16 protein-coding genes are annotated in these 21,746 nt (G+C 70.1%); 2 read left to right on the top strand and 14 right to left on the bottom strand.

Features of this window, described 5'->3' with window-relative positions:
* Positions 1-2 precede the first annotated feature (2 nt).
* The 7 genes from pglX to AC1050_RS03785 all read right to left on the bottom strand — a co-directional run bounded on the left by pglX (position 3) and on the right by AC1050_RS03785 (position 12,946).
* Positions 3-3,650: a BREX-2 system adenine-specific DNA-methyltransferase PglX gene (gene pglX / locus AC1050_RS03815; RefSeq protein ID WP_482386045.1), complete on the bottom strand. Its 3,648-nt coding sequence runs from the start codon at positions 3,648-3,650 to the stop codon at positions 3-5.
* Positions 3,647-7,771 (bottom strand): BREX system serine/threonine kinase PglW, encoded by a 4,125-nt coding sequence (gene pglW / locus AC1050_RS03810; RefSeq protein ID WP_482386044.1) that lies wholly within the window; start codon positions 7,769-7,771, stop codon positions 3,647-3,649. The genes pglX and pglW overlap by 4 nt, the downstream gene beginning before the upstream one ends.
* Before the next feature lie 274 nt (positions 7,772-8,045).
* Positions 8,046-9,047, bottom strand: a complete 1,002-nt coding sequence (locus AC1050_RS03805) for a tyrosine-type recombinase/integrase (RefSeq protein ID WP_482386043.1) — start codon at positions 9,045-9,047, stop codon at positions 8,046-8,048.
* Positions 9,044-10,240, bottom strand: a complete 1,197-nt coding sequence (locus AC1050_RS03800) for a tyrosine-type recombinase/integrase (RefSeq protein WP_482387236.1) — start codon at positions 10,238-10,240, stop codon at positions 9,044-9,046. The genes AC1050_RS03805 and AC1050_RS03800 overlap by 4 nt, the downstream gene beginning before the upstream one ends.
* Before the next feature lie 153 nt (positions 10,241-10,393).
* Entirely contained in the window at positions 10,394-11,344 is a 951-nt protein-coding gene (locus tag AC1050_RS03795) for an AAA family ATPase (protein ID WP_482386042.1), read from the bottom strand.
* Between the two features lie 421 nt (positions 11,345-11,765).
* Positions 11,766-12,104 carry a hypothetical protein gene (locus AC1050_RS03790; RefSeq protein ID WP_482386041.1) on the bottom strand — a complete coding sequence of 113 codons (339 nt, stop codon included), beginning with the start codon at positions 12,102-12,104 and terminating at the stop codon, positions 11,766-11,768.
* Between the two features lie 449 nt (positions 12,105-12,553).
* Positions 12,554-12,946: a hypothetical protein gene (locus tag AC1050_RS03785; RefSeq protein WP_482386040.1), complete on the bottom strand. Its 393-nt coding sequence runs from the start codon at positions 12,944-12,946 to the stop codon at positions 12,554-12,556.
* 1,028 nt (positions 12,947-13,974) lie between these two features.
* Between AC1050_RS03785 and AC1050_RS03780 the strand changes: the two genes are divergently transcribed.
* The gene (locus tag AC1050_RS03780; protein WP_482386039.1) at positions 13,975-14,166 is read left to right on the top strand and encodes a hypothetical protein; all 192 of its coding nucleotides are present in this window, start codon (positions 13,975-13,977) and stop codon (positions 14,164-14,166) included.
* Between the two features lie 201 nt (positions 14,167-14,367).
* On the opposite strand, the gene AC1050_RS03775 is transcribed toward AC1050_RS03780, so the two are convergent.
* The 7 genes from AC1050_RS03775 to glnA form a co-directional block, all read right to left on the bottom strand.
* Positions 14,368-14,790, bottom strand: coding sequence for a hypothetical protein (locus tag AC1050_RS03775; RefSeq protein ID WP_482386038.1), 423 nt, complete (start codon positions 14,788-14,790; stop codon positions 14,368-14,370).
* An 18-nt stretch (positions 14,791-14,808) separates the two neighbouring features.
* Positions 14,809-15,195: a hypothetical protein gene (locus AC1050_RS03770; RefSeq protein WP_482386037.1), complete on the bottom strand. Its 387-nt coding sequence runs from the start codon at positions 15,193-15,195 to the stop codon at positions 14,809-14,811.
* A 374-nt stretch (positions 15,196-15,569) separates the two neighbouring features.
* Positions 15,570-16,031 (bottom strand): HIT family protein, encoded by a 462-nt coding sequence (locus AC1050_RS03765; RefSeq protein WP_482387235.1) that lies wholly within the window; start codon positions 16,029-16,031, stop codon positions 15,570-15,572.
* A gap of 670 nt (positions 16,032-16,701) precedes the next feature.
* Positions 16,702-17,058, bottom strand: a complete 357-nt coding sequence (locus tag AC1050_RS03760; RefSeq protein WP_482386036.1) for a hypothetical protein — start codon at positions 17,056-17,058, stop codon at positions 16,702-16,704.
* 317 nt (positions 17,059-17,375) lie between these two features.
* Entirely contained in the window at positions 17,376-18,893 is a 1,518-nt protein-coding gene (locus AC1050_RS03755; protein ID WP_482386035.1) for a tyrosine-type recombinase/integrase, read from the bottom strand.
* Positions 18,890-19,288, bottom strand: a complete 399-nt coding sequence (locus tag AC1050_RS03750) for a helix-turn-helix transcriptional regulator (protein ID WP_482386034.1) — start codon at positions 19,286-19,288, stop codon at positions 18,890-18,892. Before AC1050_RS03750 ends, AC1050_RS03755 begins: the two co-directional genes overlap by 4 nt.
* A gap of 146 nt (positions 19,289-19,434) precedes the next feature.
* Complete coding sequence (gene glnA, locus AC1050_RS03745; RefSeq protein ID WP_482386033.1) at positions 19,435-20,859, bottom strand: type I glutamate--ammonia ligase; 1,425 nt, start codon at positions 20,857-20,859, stop codon at positions 19,435-19,437.
* Between the two features lie 177 nt (positions 20,860-21,036).
* Between glnA and AC1050_RS03740 the strand changes: the two genes are divergently transcribed.
* Complete coding sequence (locus tag AC1050_RS03740; RefSeq protein ID WP_482386032.1) at positions 21,037-21,531, top strand: RDD family protein; 495 nt, start codon at positions 21,037-21,039, stop codon at positions 21,529-21,531.
* The last annotated feature ends 215 nt before the right edge of the window (positions 21,532-21,746 follow it).

Below are 21,746 nucleotides of genomic sequence, written 5' to 3'. Positions count from 1 at the left end.
GGTCAGGCCTCCGCAGCAGTGGAACGAGGACGACGAGCGCGCGCCGCCGCTGGCGGGCGCCAGGCATCAAGATCGAGTCGGGTCAGGCCGAGACCGGCGAGCGTATGGTCGAGCAGGCCGGTGATCGACTGCGCCGGGCTGCCTCCGCGCGCTGGATCATAGTCGGCATGCCACTGGTGCAACCACGGCTCTTGTTCGGCGAGTCCGACGAGCAGCGGCGTGAGAGCCTGCGTCGTGGCACCCTGCGCCTGCAGGTCGCCGAGGGCGCGGGCGAGGGCGAGCGCCTGATCGGCGTGGTCCCACCCGGTCCACCCGATGACGGGCGAGGTGTCACCGGCGCGCGTCACGCCCGGGTAGGCGGTGAAACGCTCTTTCGGCACGTCGAGCTTGCCACGCGCACGCCACGCCGCGGTCGATCGGAAGTCGGCCTGCGCGTACTTCGGCGGCACGGGGATCGTCACGGCCTCGCCTGCGTCCTCACGCCGCTGCAGCGCCCAAACCTGCTGCCAGTCTCGGAACTTCCGCATGCCTGCGTCGGTAAGCCGGTACGCCGCGGCGAACGGCACCGCCTCGTCCTTCAACAGTGCGGTCAGAGTGGCTACGGCGTCGTACTGCGTCGAGCCGGCGAGCAGCGCGAGCGCCTGACCCAGCACCTCGTCGCCGCGGACTCTGTCCGCGAGCTGGGCGACCGACAGCGTGCTGGCGCCACGACCGTCGCGCCATAGGTCCGCCCTTTCCAGCCGGTCGAGCGCGAGCGACGTGAGCGCCGCGGTGACCTGGGACTCCCACGGCAACGCAGCCCAGCGCCGCTTGTACTCCGGCCGCTCGAGCAGCTGGATGTGCGGGTTCTTCTCGATTTCCGCGAGCCGGCGCTCGACGAGCGTGCGGTACCCAGCTCCCCAGGATCCGGGTAGGTCAGTGCGCGGCGTCGAGCCGTGGCGGTCGAACCACGCGGACTCCTCTGTGCGGTCGGCGATCCGCCGGGCGAGCGCGATCTCGAACGCCCGCTCACCGAGGGCTAGGCGACGCGCCTCGGCTGCCATCTCTGCCGACGGCTCCCCGGACGTCAGTCGCTCAGTCGTCAGGCCGTAGCGGTAGTACGTGTCCCAGTCGAGCTCCTCCTGCTCGAAGATGAGACGTGCGCGTGCGGTTGCCCATGTCGTGGCTGCGGTCGCGAGCGAGTCCCCGATCGGTGCGCCTGGTGTGCGGACGGCAGCACTGGGTGTGGTGCTCGCCGCTGCCTGGGCAAGCGCGTCCAGGGCGCGCCCGAACTCGGTCGCCCGGTGTGCCAGGAGCGGGTACTGCTCCAGCTTGGTGCCCGTGAACTCGTACCGCGGTTCCCAGGACTCGTCCCCGATGCCGCCGCCGATCCCGCCGTTGCCCTTGTTCTGGCTGACCTGCTTGAGCCAGAAACAGGCGGTGCTCGAGTTGAGGACGGCGAGCAGCGCGAGGTGCTCGTCTTCACCGGCGCCACGCGGCAGCTTGATCACCGGCGCCGACCGGTTGAACACCTTGCCGCCGCGATCGAGCACAAAGTGGTTGTGCGTCGCCACAAACGCGAACGTGATAGCCCACGGGTGCGCGCCGTCGTCCTTGGGCAGCTGGTGCCACTCGTACCAGGGGCGGCCCTCCTGGAAGTAGGTCAACCTCGCGAACGTCGCACGATTCCCGAGCTCGGTGCGCATGGCCCAGAGGCGCTGCTCGACCGGAGGAAAGTCGCTCAAGTCACGCAGTTCATGCCCGCTCGTGTACGGGAAAAACGCCGGGTGGGCGGACTGAACCGCGAAGTCGCGCACCTGGTCGCCCACAACGAGGTCGCGCCAGCCGTCGGTTGCTTTGCGTCGAGCGTCGGAGGGAGTAGTCATGAAGGCGTCGTCGGAGCCCATGATGCCGAACACACCGATGCGGAAGGCGTGGTCCGGCGGCGTTGACGTCCCGGCTGCGTCTAGATGGTCCTTCAGCTCGCCGGCGCCGCCACCGGCGAGTGACCAGGGGTGCGAGCCGAAGGAGTCGCGGGGGACATCGGCGATCGTCACGTAGGTGCCGTCGTGCGGTGCGGCGTCGATGTGCGTGGTGATCTCTCGCCATACGAGACCTCGCGCCGGGTCACGTGGCTCCCCGGGCTCACCGCGCACGCCGAGCACGGCGCGGATCGGTGCGCGCGGGTCGGGCGCGCGGCGGCGGCCGACGAGAATGACCGTCGGCGTGCCGTGCCCAGGGATGTGGGCGCGTGAGGTGTCGATGACGTCCGTCAGGTCGACCCGCGTACGGAGGCTCTTGCCGGAAAGGACCTTTTCGATCAACTTCTTGCCGAATTCGCGCTTCATGAATGAGTTGGAGGTGATCTGTCCGACAAATCCCGCGCCGCCCGCGGTATCGCTCTCCTTGGCGAGGCGGAAGAAGACCTCCGCGAAGGGCGCCGACAGGGCGTACTTGCCAGTGCATGCATCGGGGAAGAGCTCACGGTACCGCTGATTGCGGGCCTTATCCTTGACGGCGATGTACGGCGGATTGCCCACCACTACGTGGTAGCGCCCGAACTCGAGCAGGTCGTGGAACCGGTAAATGTCCTCGCTCGAGTAGCTGAAGGACTCGTCTCCCGTGCCGTCATAGTCGAGCATGCCCTGTCGCCCGTGTGCGCCGAGCAGGGAGTCACCGATCGCGAGGTTGAGGTGGTAGTCGGGCACTGCGGTCAGCCGGGTGTCGCCGGCCGCACGTAGGGCGGCAATCGTCAGCCGAAATCGGGCGATTGCTACGGCGAACGAGTTGAGATCGACGCCGTGCACACAGGCGAGAGCGCGTTGAACACGCTGGCGTGCGGGAAGGTTGGGTTCGCGGACCTCGAGTTCGGCGGTTATGCGGTGGAAGGCACCCAGTAGAAAGTGGCCGGACCCGCATGTGGGGTCGATCAGCCGCAGCTCGCTGATGCCGAACTCGGCGATCGCTGGAGTGAGCGTGCGGTCGAGGATGAACTCCTCGATAAACTCAGGGGTCTGCAGCAGTGCGTACGTCTTCTTCGCGTGGTCCGACAGCTCCTGGTACAGGTCGCCGAGAAAGCGGGTGTCCAATTCGGGATCCGTGAAGTCGTGCTCGATGGTGCCGGTCGCGTCCATGCTGCGCCAGAATTCGAGCAACTCCTTGGCGGCCGGCTCGGAGATCGTGAGTCGGTAGATGGGGTTGTGCTCTCGGTCGAGCAGCGCCTCGCCGGCGGCAAGGGAGGCGAGGGCGTCGAACGCGACGTGCAGCCAATCGATCGACAGGTCGGTGGGGCGGCGCTCGTAGTGCGCCTGCTCGTTCTCGATGGCCTCGCGGGTACGTCCGTCCGGCCCGGCGATCCACACAGGCGCGTCTCCCGCCGTTGGATGCCCGTCCAACAGGTGGTTGTCCTCGCAGAACCGCAGGAATGTGCAGGCGAGAACCCAGGCGACCGCCGCTTGCGCGATTTCGCCATCGCGCCACGATGACCACGTCAGAGCGGTCCGCTCCCGCTCGACAGCGCGGTCGTACTCGCGTCGCAGGTCCGCTGACCAGTCGATCTCCGGGTCATCGGAGCGCTCGCGCAGATCCTTCTCCAGCAGCATGACGCGTCGGCGCAGTGACGGCAGGAGGGTCCTGTGGTCGGCGCGGCGGGCGTCGGTGGTCGTGGTCACGCGGGTGCTCCCAGTGCGGCGGGTGTGAGGTCGATGGGCAGGTCAAGCCAGCCGTCCGCGCCGAGCGGTACGGGATGACCGTCCAGCGCAGGAAGGCGCTGCGACGCGCGGCGCGGTACGAGCAGCCAGCGTGCGGCTGGGCGCGGAGTCGCCTGATCGAGCATGGTCGAGATCCAGGGCGTGAGGCCGTACCGTGCGAGCGGCGCGGCGCGCACGAGCAGCAGCGGTCGCTCGTCGGCGACGAGAGCCGACCACGGTCCTGTCATGGCGTCGGAAACGAGAGCGCAAAGCACCGGCCAGTCGGGGTGGTCGGTGCGTGCATCCGTGCCGACCACCACCGACCAGTCGGCGCCGTCGCGGTCCGCGAGCTGGTGCACCGCGGCGAGCAACGCTGCGGCGACATCGACGACCGCGACGCCGTATGTGGTCGCAAGTGCGGTCACTGCCCGGTCGTGGCTGCCCGGCGTCGTGCAGAGCGTGAGCGCTGACGACGAGGCCAATGATCTTCGCAGTGTCTGCTCGACTGCGTCAGGTGACTGCGGTCCGGCGGCACGACCGGTTGTGGAAGAGGCGGTGGAGCGTTGGGTGGGCCGCGCGTACTCAGTGCCCGTCCAGTGAACCGTCGGGAGGGCGGAGTGCACGATCGCGTCGAGCTCGGGGCGCCCAGGCAGCGGAGCGAGGGCGGGAAAGCGGGCCGCGACGCGCCTATGAACACCGGCGACGGTGATCGACGCTGTCGTCACCGTGCGCAGCGCGATTTCTGAGGCCCGCGTGTGCGACAACGAGCCGCGATACAGCTCATGCACGCTTGACAGGTTCGCGTCGCCGACGGCGGCCGCGAGGCGCAGCAAGCGGTCGTCGCCGACGACGTGCCGGTCGCCGAGCAGCCGGCCGGCATTGGCACGCAGCTCGGTCCGCGCGGTCGCGGCGGGGAGCACGTCCTGATCGGCCAGGAGGTGATGCACGGCGCGACGCAGCGATGCGGCCTCGTCAAGCAAGCCGGGCCGGCCAGCTGCGGCGATCAGCACGAGGTCGCCCGTGCGGCGAACTTCGAAGCGCGGCGTGTCGGGATCGTCGGCGGAGACGACGGCTCGCACCAGCCCGGCGGCGTGCGCTATCCGCGCCTCGCCCTCGACCGTGGAACCGTGCCGCAGTAGCAGGGCATGCGCTACTTCCGCAAGGGTGGCCACGTGCTGCTCGGCGGTCAGGATCGCACCGACCTCGTCCGTGAGCTCGGTGAGCAGCGGCGATCGGCGCCACTTGCTCGCCGCGGTGTCGAGCGTGCGGGCCACCTCGTCGCGCGTCGCGTTCGTGGCTCGGGAAATGTGAGCGACGTCCGGCCACCAGGCGTCGCCCTCGAGGCCGAGTGCGGTCCGCAGAATGGCGGCGTGCTTCTCGTCGCGCGTGCGAGAGAGGGCGATGAGCGTGGACTCGACACCTCGGTCGGTGGCGATGGGGGCGACGTGGTCGGTCGTGGAAGCAGCCGACGCCAGCAGCCGCTTGCGCCAAGAGCGGACGCGTGCTTGAACCTCCTTGCGGAGCTGTTCGCCCATGCCGGGTAGCCCGTTGACGCGCATCGGAGAGGTCCTCAGCAGTTCGCCGACGGTCGTGGTCTCCAGCCTGCTGACCGCGGAGACGGCGCGTGCCGTCAGGCCCGCTTGGTCGAGTGGCGTGTCGAGCGTGGCTGCCTCGGCTGCGGCGTCGCGCGTCGCGTCGTCGTCGTCACCGCGAGGTGTGTCCAGTGCGGTGAAAATAGACGACCACGCCTGGGCCATCGTGGTTGCGTCCGGGAAGCGATCGGCTGCCGTGGGCGCGAGCGCACGTCGGAAGAAGTCGGCCATCGGGCCGGCCACCGGCGCCTCAAACATCTGCTCGTCGACCACCGCGGCCTCGTTGGCACCCGTCGGACCAAGCTCTCCATCTGCCCACCACGGGGTGCTGGTGGTGGCCATCTCAAACAAGGTCACCGCGACGGCGTACAGTTCCGCGGCGCGGTCGAATCGGGGCCGACGTGCGGTCCCCTTGGCGTCACGGCGCGCGAGGTACGGGTCGAGGTATCCGCGGGTGCCTGACGACGTGTGCTCGAGCGGTTCCCGCGCGAGTGAGAGGTCGAACAGGACAACGCGCGGGCGGCGCGTGCCGGGATCGGCACCGACACCAAGGTTCGCCGGCTTGATGTCCCGGTGGAAGACGCCAGCTGCTTCCAGATGAATGACCGCGTCCAGCAGATGACCACCGAACCGTTGCAACTCGTCGAGCGGAGAACGGCCCTTCGCCTCGAGCCACCCCGCCAAAGTCTGCGGGCCGGCGTCCGACAGCAGCAGCGCGCGGCGCCCGCCGATCGTGAGCGGCCCGTCGAGGAGCGAGACGACGTGAGGGTGACGGCCGACGACCTCCAGAACAGCGGCCTCGTCGTCCAGACGCGCAGCGGCGGCGTCATCGCGCGCGACCTTGAGGATTACGCCCTCGCGGGCCGTGTCGGCGGTGACTTCGTCGACCAGCAGAGCCGTGCCCGTCGAACCCGATCCGCGCGTGCCGCGCACGATGAACCGGTCGTCGAGCGACTCGCCGACAGCAGCCGACAGCGGGTCGAGGGCCTGCTCACGTGTGTCGATCGATGCGGACCGGTCCGGAGCAGTGATGCGCTCGACGGCCTCGTCAAGTTCGGCGAGGAACGCATCGACGCCCGGGAGCCGGTCCGACTCGACGCGCGCCGTCGCCAGCATCAGCAGATCCGCGAGAGCCTCAGGCGTGTCGGGATCGGCCCGGTGCAGGTCGAGCGCGCCGTCGGAGGACAGCCGCTCCTCGAGCTCCGCGAGCGAAGCCGCCGGCGCCTTTCCGCTCAGGACGAGGTACGACAGCGCGCCGAGCCCGTAGACATCCAGCGGAATCGCCGGGACGTCACCGCCAGCGTGAACCTCGGGTGCTAGGTACACCCAGGTTTCCGCGTCGACCGCGGTTCGGACGTCCAGAGTCCCGAACGACGTCACGGTCGGCGCGGCCGTCGTCTTGGTGCGCCGCCCCGACTGCCAGTCCCGCACAATCACGGTCGGCGAGTCGCTGGGTCGGACGTAGACCTGCCGGGGTGTCAGGGCCCGGTGCACGAGTTTGCGCTGGTGGGCGTACCTCAGTGCCTCCGCCAGCTGACGGACCAGGCTCAGCCGTTCGTCGAGGCCAAGTTCGCTGCTGTGCTCGGTCAAGAACACGTCGATTGGGACGTCGTGCTCGTCGTAGTCGAACAGCAATGCTGGCCCTAGGTCGGACTCCGGGACGAACTCGAGAGGCGCCGCGATGCCGGGGTGGGCGATGCCCTGGGTGAAGAGGAACTCGCGGCGCGCACCACGCGCGATCTCCTCGCGCTGCTGCTGCGACGCGCCCTGTGGGGTGCTGAACAGCCGCACGCGTCGCCGCACGCCGGACAGGGTGGGGTGGGTGGCGAGCACGTCGGACCACCCAGGCCCTTCATCGAGCGCGTCGGCCGACGCCAACGAGTAGTGCCCGACCATGCGGTTGCGCGGCGTCGGTGCGAAGCCCGCCTGCTGCAGCAGTTGGCGGATTCTGGTCGCGGACGGGCCGTCGATGATGCTGCGGTGGCTGTTCGAACTGGGCGGCGTGTCCAGCACCGTGCGCAGCGTGCTGGCCAGCCCTCGGACGTCGAATCCGTCCAACGCGACGACCTTCTCGTCGAGCTCCTCGGGGAGCGTCACCCGCGATCGGCGCCCGTGCATCACGACCAGCGGCTCGATCCAGGGAACCTGCTGACCCCGACTCGCGCGCTGCTGCAGCAGGCTGCGGAGCCGCTTGGCTTTGGCGTCCGTGGCGTAGAGAGGGTTCCGCTCGTGCCGGACGGAGCCGGTCGGGGCGGTGAGTCGCCACGACTGCTGGTCCCCGGCGATGATTCCGTGCCAGCCCTTGAGCTCGATCAGGAAGAACCCGACCCGGCTGATCAGAAGGAGGTCGACCTCGGCCGTTCGGCCCTGCAGATCGACGAACGACACGTTCGCCCATGCCTGCGTCACGGCGTCGTCAGGGAGCAACGCGCGAAGGGCTGCGAGTGCCTCCTCCTCGCCGGGGCCCGCAGGCTCGCCGAGCGAGCGCCACTGGCTCGACTGCCGGTCCATGTACGTGTGCCTCAACTGTTCGATCGGGTGATCTAGACGCGGCTTCCGTGCGTCTCGGTGCCGCATGCATCCTGCCAGGTCGGCAAGCAAGCACGGCGTCATTCGACGCGCGGACGGCGCAACGTTGGCCCGATACCACCCCAACGGCGTTGATCGACACGCCATGAGTCGCCACGGGCCTGACGAAGGTGGTGTGGCGGACCCCACGCCGGGCCCCGCAGCGCCGCTGCGCGGCGGGCATGTGTGTGGTGGTGGCACCTTAGTGTGGTCCGCGTCACGACCCTTCGAGGAGCGAAAGGTCGATTCGCGGGAGGCTGAGTGTCGCCACGGCGTCCCGCTGTCTTGCCGCGGGTCGGCGGTCATACTGCGCGGTGGTGCTCGGGCGCTTGTGCCCGACGATCCGGGCCACGAGCGTGACATCCACCGTCTCCAGCAGATTCGAGATGAGGAACCGACGCATGTCGTGCGGCGTGACCCGGCCGAGACCGGCCTGCTGCGCGCGTCGGGTGAGGATCTTCCACATCTGGTGCTCGCTCAAGGCGCCGCGCTCAACCAGCGCCCGTGAGCGCGACAGCGGCACGAACAGCGGACCGGGCTCGGTGCCCCGGGCTCCGATCCACCGGGTCAAGGCGTCGACGGCTGTCGGGTGCAGGTAGGCGTCCCTAGGCCGGCCGCCCTTGGTTTGACCGAGCCAGAGCCGGGCGTCGGTTAGGTGGGCATCCTGGAGGCGGACACCGCCGATCTCCAGACGTCGGGCCCCGCACCCAGCCATGGTCAGCACCAGAGCGGCGTCCCGGATCCGGGTGAGTTCGGTCCCCGGCCCGTCCAGGCACGCGCGCACGATCCGCACGACGTCCTCGGGCGTGAGGAAGGTACCGGCCGGCTCCCGGACCGTGCCGACGCCCTTGGTCTCGAACGAGCACGCGTGCCGGTACTCCTCGTAGGTGATCAGCCCGACCCGCTCGCAGCACTCCAGCATCACCCGCAGCGCCGAGGCGTCCCGAACTGCCGTGGCGCGGGCGTAGCCACGCTCGGCGGTGCCCCAGACCTCACCGGCGAGCACTTCGTCGACCAGCAGCTCCCAGGCGAACGTGCGGGCGTCCTGCCGGCCCTCGGTGAACGTCCGCGCCATCCGGTCCAGCGCGCCGCGCATGGCGCGCCGGCTCTCCGCGTTGTGCCTGTACCGTGCCTCGAACCGGTCCATCGCCGCAGCCCGGAGCGCGGCGGTCTCGTTCTCCTCCGGGGTGACCAGGTGCAGGCCGTGGCGGTCGCTCATGAGACGCACCCCTCGGGTGTCGGCTTCGTCCCAGCGACCGGCCGAACGGGGGTGGGCGGCGGCACCGTCGGGAGCCGGAGCGAGGCCACCGCTTCGCGCTTCAGGTCGTCGCCGCGCAGGTCGTAGCCCATGGTGCTGTCGAGCTTGCGGTGGTTCAACAGCTTGGACACCAGCGAGGGGTCGAACTCGCCGAGCAGGTCACTGGCGAACGTGCGCCGGAAGTCGTGGGTGCTGAACGGTGCGACGCCGGCCTGCCGAGCCCGGCGGCGCAGGATCGCCCATGCCGTCACGGGATTCAGGTGAGTCATGTCGTGGCGGTTCAGGGCGGTGAACAACGCGCCGGGGCCGGATCCGCGATGTGCCAGCCACCCGTGCAAGTACTCCTGGGCCTGCGGGTTCAAGAAGACCAGGTGAGGGTTGCCGTTCTTCGTCTCCCGCAAGAGCAGCGTCCGCTGGGCGGGGTCGTAGTCAGCGAGCGTGGCTCGCACGAGCTCGCCGCGGCGCATGCCGGTGGTACGGAACAACGCGATCACCGCGCAGTCCCGTGCTGCTGCCCGCGGATTGCTGTCGTCGGCCGCAGCCTGCATGAGGGCTGTCACCTCAGCGTCGGAGAGCCGCCGTCGCCGTGCCGACTCGGAGCTGACCGCCAGGGTGTACAGGGCGTCTCCGAGAAGGTCGTGGCGCAGCGCGGAGAGCAGGCCGCGCCGATAGCATTCGTCCAGGACGCGGCGAAGCGTGCAGACCTTGTCGTTGCGGCTCGACTGCGGCGTGTATCGCCGGTAGACCGCGCGCCGGAAGTCCGTGGCGTCATCGACGCTGATCTGGTGCCAGGGGAACGACTGAAGCTGCTCGAGGGTGACAGTCCGCTGCTGGACCCCGGTCAGCATCGCGTAGACCACGCGCATCGCGCTGAGGAAGTTGTCTCGGGTCTTGCCCTCCTTGGACCTCAGCAGCGCCCGGTCCAACGGGCGGTGCCCGTCGGGCAGCGCGAGGTGAGCGACCGAGTCCGGGTCGGCCCAGTCCTGCGGGCGACCGCCGGCGGTCGCCGCCGCGGTGGTCCGGTGCCGGGCGCGGGCGTCCTGGGCGCGAGTGAGGAAGTCGGCGAGCGGGTCCCGGGCCGGGCCGGTCTGGGCTCGCGGCGTTTCGCCGTGGGCTGTGGGGTGCCCGGGTGCGGGCGGGCCCGCGGGGTGCATGTCGTTCACTGTAGGTGCCTCCGGCCGGGCCGAGCCCGGCGGTCCGGAAGGGAACGGGAATAGCTCTTCCCGTGCCCTTCGCGGCTCGAGGTGAGCCGCTGGGCCGGACCGTCGGCGCCCGGCCCGGCACCACAAGGGCCGCAGCATCCCTGTTCAAGCCGCCGCGAGCGGGTTCACTCGCGTGTAGCAGCCCCGCCGCGGCTTCTCGATCTGGTGGTCTGCGAGCATCGAGCCGAGGGCCTGGCGGACCGCGGCCGGATCGGCCTTGAGCGACTCGGCGATCTCCGCGGGCGTGCCGCCCTCGTGCTCGTCCAACCACGCGAGGATCTCCTGCCGGCGCTGCGACAGCAGGGCCCGCTCGTCGGACCCGGCAGGGCGCCAGCGCAGACGCTCGTCGCGACCGAGTACCAGATGGACCTCCTCGGAGTTGCGCGGTCGGAGGTCGAGCGTGCAGTGCGCAGACCCGACCGCGCGCGACAACACGGCGTTGCCGTCCGTGACGGCAGTCAGTCCCGTGCTGCCACTAATCCGCTGCATCGGGTCCTCGCGTTCACCCGCGACGCTCTTGCGAGTGTGGTGCACCACGATGAACAGCGTGTCGGACCACCGGGCGGCGAGGTCGCGCATCCCGGCGAGCGCCTTGTAGTCGTCCTGCCTCCGGTCGACGCCACGGGCCTCTGGCGCGACCGCGGCATACGTGTCGATCACGACCAGCCGGGGAGCGCGCTGCTGGTGCAGCCATTGCTCGATCTGCTCCTCGAGCCCGCTGAGCAGCGGGGCGCTCTCGTACGCGATCGAGAGGCGGGCGGGGGCCGGCGCGCCGTTCAACATCTTCAGGATCCGATCACGGAACGATCGCCGGCCGCCCTCCCAGGCGAGGTACAGGCAGTCGCCCGGCGCGACCGGAAATGCGCCCCAGGCGAGTGATCCGGTCGCGATCGCCAGAGCCAGATCCTGGACGAGAAGGGACTTCCCGCACTTCGGATCACCGGCCAGCAGATACAGGCCCGCAGGCCAGATGTCACCGATCACCATGGTCACCGGCGGCAGCTTCTCGACAGCCAGCTTGTCGGCGGTCTGGATCGTCAGGGGGCGGGGAAGCATGTGCGTCTCTCTCGAAGTATCGGCGTCGCACGGGCGACGGGCCGCCGGTGGGGGCCGGTGGTGATCGTCTGAAGAGCGAACGACCGCGCAGTCGGGCACACGTGTGAGCGCTGTGAGCGTCGTGATCGGGCCGCGGGGCGGTCGCCCAGACGACGATCTGCTGCCCGGCAGCTGACCCTGCCCGATCGGGGTCGGGTAGGTGATCGGGCACGAACTCGACCCGGATCGCAGATCGCGATCCGGGTCGAGCCGACCACCGCAGGCCGCCGCACGCGGATCGGAGATGGCGATCGGCGATCGGTCACGGTCTGGTCGCTGTCGCTGTCGCTGTCGCTGATCGCGATCCGATCGGGATGTGCTCCCGACACGCGGACCTGCGGGTGGAGCCGAGGGTGCCTCAGGTTGCGACTACCCGTCGACTTCAAGGAACCGATCGGCGCTGACCGGGCTCGCGCTCGGGCGGGTGCAGGTGCCGTGGTGGTGACGCGACGGGCGTGGATGCTCGCTGAACGGCCTGGCGATAGTCCTCGATGGTGCCCGGTAGGACCTGGAGGTGCACGTAGTCACCAGTGTCGGTCGACACTTGGTCGACGACTCGCGCGATCGCGCGACAGTCGTCGTCTCCGACGACGATGATCGCGTTCGGCACGACGACCGAGGGGTCGCGTGCCTCGCTGAGCCACTGCCAGACGAAGCCGGTGGCGTCCTCGTTGTGGAAGTCGATTTCGAGGTCAACTCCCCGCCGGGTGTGGTTCTCCATGGTGCTCCCCTCCTCGGCTCGCCAGACGGACGCACTGGATTCTCCCGTATCTCGCACAGTGATCTCCGGGTCGCTCTCGTCCGCGATGACGAGGTGGTCGGCTAGGCCTCGCCTCAACGGCGTCCGGTGCGATGGTGGATCACCCGCGCGCTGCTTGCTTTCATCCAACGTCAGTACGAAGTGCTCGTGAGTCGCCCCATCGGAAACACGCCTTTCCCGAGCGAGCAAGATCGTTGATGCCGCGGCGCCGGAGGGGTGCGCGCGGAGCGCACGATCCCGGTGCGGGCGTGGGTGCTCACCGTCAGCGGCGAGGACGTCGAGGTGGACGGCGACGCGGTCGCGTGGACCCGGGGCGCCGTACGGGTCCGATTCGTCGACGATTCGGCCATCTCGACCATACTTGGGTGTGGATCAGGGCCGTCAACCGCCGGTAGGGCCTGCACGAGAGCTCATCCGGTCGCAGTGAACGCCCTCCGGTGCCGACCGGCCTCCTCCCGCGGGATCCGTCGGATCGATGTCACGATCCGCTGCCACCGCCACTCCTCCGAGGGCCATGTCGGGTCCGGATCGAACGTGTACCGCGGCCTCCCGCCCACCCGGATGACACCAGCCTCCGGAACTCCGGTCCCGAGGTTCCACGAGGTGACGTCCAGGAGTCGGTTCCATCGGTCGTCGAAGGGGAATCGCCCGGATCCCGTGCCTCGAACTCTCACCACAGTCACGCGCTCCAAGTCCAGGAGGTAGTACGTGGTGCCGGCAGAGCCGATCCGCCACATCCCTCGCTCGTTGGCCACGTGCAGCACCTCGACGGTGCTCGGACCGGCGTGCTCCATCGCGTCCATGCGGTCCAGGTTTGCACCGGCCTCCGACACGCCTCCGCCGTGCGCGGTTCTGGTGCGAGCCGGCATCCGCGAGACGGAACCGTGCAGAGTGCTCCGATCCGACTCAGCGGGCCGTCCCAGACGACCGGCCTCGTGTCCAGGCCCACCGTCGGTGGTGCCGCGCTTGGTCCGCGCGCGAGGCCAGCTCGGTCTCGATCTCCCGACGAAGAGCCGCGAACTTCGCGGCCTGCTGAGGAGTGAGGGTCCGTCGGGGAAGGCGGACGGCACGGAACTCGCTCGGCATCACGGCTCCTCCTGATCGAGACTTCGAGCAGCGCGGCGAGGCTACCCGCAGACCTGGTGCAGCTCGCCCGCACGCGTCCAGACGCTGTCTGGACGAATGTACCGCGGTGCGTGCCTTAGCGATTGGCAGGGTTGCCGGGCGTTGCTGGGCGCCGTCCATCGTGGTCGGATCGACGACGGCGCAGACATCCGCCTCGGTCGCGACAACAGCCCTCGGCCGCGCAGGCCCCCGGAAGTCCCCGCGATCGGGTGTCTGACCACGTCGGTAGCCTTCGGGCCGAACCCGTGACCGGAGCAGAAGGGGCAGTCGATGAGCCAGAGCGACGAGTCGTTCGACCCGCTCGGAGCGCACTTCCTGTCGTACCGGGCAGCGGCATGTCGGTTCCCTTGATCGCGTCCTGGATCTGCGAGGGGACTGTAGAACGAACCACCGACACCTCCCGGGCCTCGGGGGCGCTCGGGCCAACCGGCGACGTTGTCGCACAGTTGTGCGACAACCCCACGAGTGCTGCTCAGGCGTCCAACAGGCGGGAGAGTTGGGGCAGCGAAGCTGTAGGGCCGTGTCCGTGGGACCCCCGGCGGTGTCGGCGGTCGGTGCCAGACTTCTGATCGAGAAACGTGGGGCGAGGTGACCGGGCCGCGCCACTCGGCGCCTGGCGACGCCCTCGGGTCGAGCGGAGGCGCGGCGGTCCAGCGCACCCGTCTCGGGGCGTGGGAGTCCCTTGCCGGTACGAGAGGAGAATTGCGTGCGGACGATCCTCACGGTCGACCGTGCTGACCCGTCCGATCTCGAAGTCGTGCGTGCCGCCCTGGAGCTGCTGGACGAGAATTCGGAGGCCCGGGCCGTGCTCACCGCCATGGTCGACACCCTGGCCCGCGGTACAGGCGTGGTGCTTGTTTCCTCTGCGGCGATTCGGCACATCGACCGCCCCCGATGAGACGCGAAGCCGATGTCGCGACGTTGCTCGCCGCGTTGGTGGACGCCGCGGACCCGTTGGGGAAACGGTTCGTCGACCTGCCGGCCGACGTGGCTGCTCGCGTGCTGGATCGTGTCGACTCGGCGACGGCCCGGCGGTCGGCCGAACGGTGACCGGCCGTCGATGCGCTGGCTGGTCCGCGGGCGTGGTCCGTCTGTGCGTTCACGGGGCCGTCCAGCGGTGAGCGGTCTGGCGGGCGAGGCGAAGCACGACCTGCAGGTCGGCGCTCGGTCGGCTCAGCCACTCGCGCGGAGACTGGTGGTCGAGTTCATCCTGCGGCAAGGAGAGCCATGTCGTGATGGCCCATCCGTCCACCGGGGTGTCGCGAAACGCGCTGAGCACCTCGCCGATAGCGGGGTCGATGCGGCGACCGGAGAACTGGAACTGCGGGTACAGCCGTACCCCGTCGGCGGTGCGAACTTCGAGGGTGGAACCGCGGCGCACGCGAGACCGGAGTGCCTCTCCGGACACGTCGCCGAGCAGGTGTCGGACGGCGGCGGCGGTGTAGAACGGACCGATCAGGGCGTCGTACGCGTGTTGGTGGTCGGGCTCCGTTCGTCCGGAGGCTTCCTTCGCGTCTGCCATGTGGACCTCCTCGGGTCGCTACCGCAGAGCTGGAACGATTGAAGCGCGCAGGCCGGCCGTAGCCGCCGCTTGGACGGGTTCGATCGAGGTCACGTTGCGCTGGAGTCGCCGCTCGACGTCGGGCCGGTCCGGCCCGGGGTCGAACCGGTAGCGCGGTCGTCCGTTCAGCCCGACGACGGCACGCTCTGGCGCGCCGGTGATGGGGTCACAGCAGATGACGTCGACAAGGAGCGCCGATTCGTCGTCCAGCGGGAAGCGGACCGTTCCGAGACCCGGTGCTCGCAGGACGGCCTGCACAGCGAGGTTCAGGAAGTAGACAGTGGCGGACGAGGGAGCGATTCGCCACATCCCGCGCGCGGTGCTCATCTCCAGCGACTCCCGCGTCGGCAGCTCGTTGCAGTCCATGTCTCAGGGTGGACCCGGCCTCTGACATGCTTCCCCGATCGCGAGGAAGAGGCGGCAGCGCGGGTGTGGCGCACCACCCGCTCGCTCCCTCCGACCCACAACGGACGGCAGATGCAGCGATCTCGTTGGCCGGCGCACGCCGTCCTGCGCGAGCGCGCGTCGGCGCGCATGCCAGCGGTGGGCGCGTCCCTGCGCCGCCACGGCCGTCCGCGGCTCAGAACCGGGCGCTTGCCTTCCGTCCGTAGGAGAGCGACGCACTCGTGTACGAAGGCGTGCTCGACCGCGTCGGGGTTATCTGCAGGCGATCGCTCGCTCAGGCGTCCTGACTTGTGCGTGTACTTGATGGGCATGTCCACTGAGTAGACGCGCGGCGCTCACTCACCTCGGTGACGCGCCGTCGGCAGCGCGTCTCTGATCGTTCGAGCGTCGGCGTCGAGAAGAGACCTGTCGCGTTCCACCTCGTCCGGCATGATCTTCCAGCCGTCGCCTGCGTAGCGCGGGATCACGTGCAGGTGGAAGTGGAAGACCGTCTGGAAGGCGACCTCGCCGTCGCAGAGAAAGACGTTGATCCCCTCACAGGGGATGCCGGAGCGTCGCAGAGTTCGCGCCATGTCGTGCCCGACCGACCAGACATGGGCGCTCGTGACTGGATCAAGGTCCTCGAGGCCCACCGCGTGCTTGCGCGGCACGACCAGCAGATGGCCGGGGACGACGGGGTGCAGCGCCATGAAGACGACCACGGTCTCGTCTTGGTGAACGAGGCTCGCTTCCGCCCTACCGGCCGCGATGGCGCAGAAGATGCACTCGGGCTCAAGTGGCGCCGTTGGTTCACTCATGCGTCGGATGTTGCCAGACAGCGAATCCCTCGCGGGAGCCATCAGGCGAGCGTGACGACGTGATCTCGCCGCGGGATCGACGGCGTCTCATTGCCGCGGGTCGCACCAGCGCAAGCATCGTCGCCACGACCGTCCCGGGCTGCTCGTGAGGGCCGATGATGACCTCCCCTGGTACGCCGAGGCGATCGTCGGGGGACCACCACTCCGCCATGTCCTGAACGCTGAACTCCGTTGCCTGAGGTCGCGTCTCATGGCGTCGTGCCGTTTCCTCGAACGGGATGTCGAGTTCTCGACCATGCGGGTGTGCCCGGCGGCTCCAGCGGCTTCGACTGTCTCGGCGGTGCGCTGGCGGTGCGCCTCATGCGCAGGGAGAAACTCCGGTGTCGTCACGAAGTACGGCTTGCAGTCCGAGCATGCGTTCTGGGGTCTCGCAGTCCTGCTGCAGCGGGAGCCCGCAGTAGCCGTTGGACGTGCGGTCATTGGGCCTGCCGTCGGGACATGGGGAACGATCTACGCTCGAGACACCGTGTTCAGCTGAGAGGGAGCCATGTCTGACGTCGTTGCTCTGGTTGTACCTCTGGCGGTTGTCGGAGCCGTCGCCGTCGCGGTGAGCATCTTGGTTTGGCGGCGGCTACCGCCGGAGCGGCGAACCAACGTCCACTGGCAGCGGTCAAGGGTCTACCTCGGCATCGTGGTCGTGGCGCTGATCTTGTTCATCCCTCTCGCCTTCACCGCACTCCGAGGCTAGGTGCCTGTACACGACGACACTCCCAGCCTGTACACAGCCCCTGAACTGCTGATACGTACCCCCTGGTCGGGGAGTTAGCCGAACAAGCCCGTCCGCGTCGAGGCGGGCTGCGGCGAGGAACTGGTCCCGCAGCCGCTTGTTGGTCAGTCGCGAGTAGCCCCTGGTGGTCTTGGCGTCGTGGTCCAGCAGCTCCACCCCCCGGGCCTCCACTTCCCGTCGCACGCCACGAGCGGCAACCGCGGTCAGGTCGACGCCGGCACGCTCGCGTTCGACGTCCACCGGCGCATCACCGGGGATCGGAGAACCGAGAGCGCCGGCGGGGACGAGCGGCCGGCCGACCGCGCCGCTGGCGGAGTTTCTCGCCCGGACCGGCGGCCAGGCCGGGCTCCACGCCGGCCGGCCGCTGGCCGTCTGGAGCGGGTGGGAGGCCTGCCGGCCGCACTGAACCGGTCGCGCGACCGAGGCCGAGGCCGCCATGTCGTCCGACGATGACGTCCCCGGTTGGTGGCACCTGCGACGCAGCTGCTCGGCGGACCTCGGGGGGTGCCGGGCCGCCTCCGACCGGGAGGACGACCACTCGCGTGACGACGCTGCAGTCAATCGCGGCGGGGTGGTGTTCGCTGCGCCAGGTGCGGTGCGTGCCCCGGGCCCGCCACAGGAGCCAGGTGCCCGGCCCCGCTCGGAACGTCGGCGCGCCGGCCCGGCGAGCGAACGCCGGCCTGCCGGGACGGCACCGCACCGGAGCCGTGCACGGCCTCCGCGGCCTCGTCCCACGGGTCCGGCACCACTTCGCCGTCGGCGCGGTGCACGGCGGCGGTGGCCGCTGCCCAGTGCTCGCTTCCGGCGATGTAGTACCGCGAGCCGATCACCATCGGGTTGGACCAACCGCCGATCACCATCAGCTGTGCCGAGGTGAGCCGGAGCCAGTCGATCATGTCCCGGGCGAACCGGTGCCGCAGCGAGTGCCACGGGTGCTGCATCTGGGTGACCATCACCTCCTTGGTCGCACCGTTGCGGAGCTTGCGCCGCTCGGCGACCATCACGAACGCCCACCCCGCGGCCTTCTGGGCCGCGACCAGCAGCTCGGTGAGGTTGGACGACCACCACATGCCGCCCTCGGGCGCGGGGAACAGCAGCGCCTCCGGGTTCGTGCCGGCCGCCTGCTCGGCCTTCGCCTCGAGGACCCGGTCGCGGAGCATCTGCTCGAGGCCGATTCCGTCCCGGGTGACCGGGGGTACCGGGACCCGACGGCGCTTGCCGGTCTTGGGTCGCGCCCTCCGGGTGCCGCCGGTGGACCACTGCCAGTCGACCCGCACCACCAGGTGGCCGTCGTGCGTGACGACGTCGTCGGCGCGCAGCTGGAACTGCTCGCCGGCGCGCAGCCCGGTTCCGGCCGCGAGGTGCACGGCGAGCGCGCCCCAGCGCACCCGCCGCTGCAGCTCGTCGGCGAACGCGCGCACGGCCTCGTGCAGCGGGCAGTCCTCCGGCCCCACGTAGTCCTCGGACTGCCCGACCATGGGGGCGGACTGGCGCCGCGACGGCCGTGCCTCCGGCTGCGGGAACCGGGGGTCCAGCAGCGGCGCGTACTGCTCCGGGAGCAGCGCCGCCTGGGCGTCGGTCAGCGCGCCCTGCCGGCAGGCCCAGTTCAGGAAGCCGCGCACGTGCCGGGTCATCTGCTTGACCATGCCGTGCGTGCCGCAGGCCGTGCGCATCCGGTCGACCACGGCGCGGTCCAGCGCGTGGGCGGGCACCGTCGCGACCTCGGCCACGGCCCGGGTGAGGTCCTGGGTGACCGTCCGGTGGTGGCTGGTCGACCAGCTCGTGCCGAGCGCGCGACCACGCTTGTCGCACTTGCGCCCTGCCGGGGTGCTGACGTAGTCGGCCACCAGGTCCCCGAGGGTGCGGGTCTGCGGGTCGTGGCGACCCGAGAGCTCGGCATCCAGCTCCTGGGCCCGGTTCCAAGCCTTTCGGGGAGACTGCCCCGCGGACCGGTGCTGCCGGGCTCCCTGCTCGTCGATCACCGTGATCCGGTAGGTCGGCCGCGACGCGGTCGGCCCGTACAGGGTGACCCGCCCGCTGGTACCGACCTGCAGGCCGGTGGCCCGGGCGCTCACGCCGCCACCGCCTGCGCGGCGCGCAGCGCGGCCATCGCGGCCAGGGCGTCGTCGTCGGTCCCGACGTATCGCGGGCTCTCGGCGTCGACTGGCCCGGTGGTGGCGCGGGCCGGCTTACCGGCGGCCACCGTCGATCGGGGCGCCAGGGGCGCCGACGTCGTCTGCGTCGCGCCGGTCGTGGCGCCACCGGCGACGAAGTCGAGCACTTGCTCCCGGCGCCAGTACAGCCGCGCGGTGCGGGCGTCCGAGAGTCGGAACGCGGCCGGGAAGTCGGGGCGGGCGATCAGCGAGCGGGTGGCGCGGACCCCGAGGCGGAACGCGGCGGCGACGTGCTCGATCGTCCAGATCGGGTCGGCCAGGTCGACCGGGGACAGGGGAGTGGTGCGCGTGTGCATGCCGGGGACCGTCGGGAGGCCCGGCATCGCGGCAATCCCTGCACGCGGTTGTGGCAGAAAATGTGGCAACCCCGCCACCACGAGGGTGACGGGGTTGCCGTTCGTGCAGGTCAGGCGCTCAAGGGAGCAGCCTTGAACACGCGGACTTACACGTCGTAGTAGAGCTCGAACTCGTGCGGGTGCGGGCGCAGCCGGATCGGGTCGATCTCCGCGGACCGCTTGAAGTCGATCCAGGTCTGGATGAGGTCCGGGGTGAACACGTTGCCGGCGGTCAGCCAGTCGTGGTCGGCCTCGAGGTTGTCGAGCACCTCGCCGAGCGAGCCCGGGACCTGCTGGATGAGCGCGTGCTCCTCCGGGGGCAGCTCGTACAGGTCCTTGTCGACCGGCTCCGGCGGCTCGATGCGGTTCTGGATGCCGTCCAGGCCCGCCATCAGCATGGCCGCGAAGCACAGGTACGGGTTGGACGACGGGTCCGGCACGCGGAACTCGATGCGCTTGGCCTTCGGGTTCGAGCCGGTCACCGGGATGCGGATGCACGCGGAGCGGTTGCGCGCCGAGTAGACCAGGTTGACCGGGGCCTCGAAGCCGGGGACCAGGCGGTGGTAGGAGTTCACCGTCGGGTTGGTGAACGCGAGCAGCGCCGGGGCGTGCTTGAGCAGGCCGCCGATGTACCAGCGCGCGACGTCGGACAGGCCGCCGTAGCCCTTCTCGTCGAAGAACAGCGGCTTGCCGTCCTTCCACAGGGACTGGTGCACGTGCATGCCCGAGCCGTTGTCGCCGAACAGCGGCTTCGGCATGAAGGTCGCGGTGCGGCCGTCGGCGTGCGCCACGTTCTTCACGACGTACTTGAACAGCTGCACCTTGTCGGCCGACTTGGCGAGCGTGTCGAAGCGGTAGTTGATCTCGGCCTGGCCGGCGGTGCCGACCTCGTGGTGGGCGCGCTCGACCTGGAAGTCGAGGGCGTCCAGCTGCAGCGAGATCTTGTCGCGCAGGTCGGCGAAGTGGTCGACCGGCGGCACGGGGAAGTAGCCACCCTTGTAGGGCGTCTTGTGGCCGAGGTTGCCACCCTCCTCGACGCGGCCCGTGTTCCAGGCGGCCTCGATGGAGTCGATGGAGTAGAACGACGAGTTCTGCTTCGTCTCGAAGCGCACGTCGTCGAAGATGTAGAACTCGGCCTCGGGCGCGAAGAACGCGGTGTCCGCGATGCCGGTGGACCGCAGGTACGCCTCGGCCTTCGCGGCGACCTGGCGGGGGTCGCGCGTGTAGGGCTCGTCGGTGTACGGGTCGACGATGTGGAAGTTCAGGCAGAGCGTCTTCTCCGCGCGGAACGGGTCGACGAACGCCGTCGTCACGTCCGGGAGCAGCTTCATGTCCGACTCGTTGATCGCCTGGAAGCCGCGGATCGAGGACCCGTCGAACATCTGGCCCTCGACGAAGAAGTTCTCGTCCACGGTCGCGGCGGGCACGTTGAAGTGCTGCATCACGCCGGGCAGGTCGCAGAACCGGACGTCGACGAACTTGACGTCCTCGTTCTTGATGAAGGCCAGGACTTCCTCTGGCGTGCTGAACATCCGCTGCTCCTCGGGTTGACGTGCCCGTACCTGCCGGGCTGCCGTCGAGGCTAGGCGGGCGCAGTTTCCCCCGGGTGTACCGATTGTTTCGTCGGTGTTACGCGACCCCCGACCCGTGTTGCCGGGACGTGTCGTCACCGGTCGGGGCGCGGCGCACGGGCCGGTTACCGTTGACGCATGGTCGATCGCGAGGACGTCGGTTCGTGGCTCGAGGGACCCCCCACGGGGGAGCCGGGCACCGCGCACGGCGCGCGCCTGGGGCTGCCGGCCGAGGGCCGCGGCTCGCTCGCGCCGCTCGGCCGCCGGCTGGTCGCGCTGATCATCGACTGGTTCGCGTGCCAGCTGATCGCGCTCGCGTTCCTGCCGGCCGACGTGCAGGCGGGTGCGACGCTCGCGATCTTCGCGCTGGAGAACGTGCTGCTGGTCGGGACGGTCGGCGGCACGCTGGGGCACCGGCTGCTCGGCCTCCGGGTCCGCCGGGTCGTCGCCCCGCGGCTGGTGCCGCACCCGGGCGCTCCCGCCGCCGACCCGGGACCGGACGTGCCGCCGAGCCTGCTGCTCGCGCTGGTGCGCACGGTGCTGCTCTGCCTGGTGATCCCGGCCGTGGTCTGGGACGCCGACGGCCGCGGCCTGCACGACCGCTCGGCCGGCACCGCCATCGTCCGCCGCTGACCGGCGGGGCTGCCGCCGACCGGGGACGCTGCCGCGGCCCCACGCGGAGCGCCCGAGGTCCTCACTCCTGGGCGAGGTCGTCACTCGTGCATGACGACCTCGCCGACGAGTGACGACCTCGCGCACCGTCCGCGGTACGCGACCGGACGCCGCCCGGCCGCGGAGCACGACGCCGGCGCCGTCAAGCACGACGCGCCCGGTCCCACGTGGGGGCC

The organism is Cellulomonas sp. NEAU-ZC6, from assembly GCF_056844425.1.
Note: the sequence above shows the minus strand (reverse complement) of the source record. Positions and strands in the feature narration are given on the sequence as shown.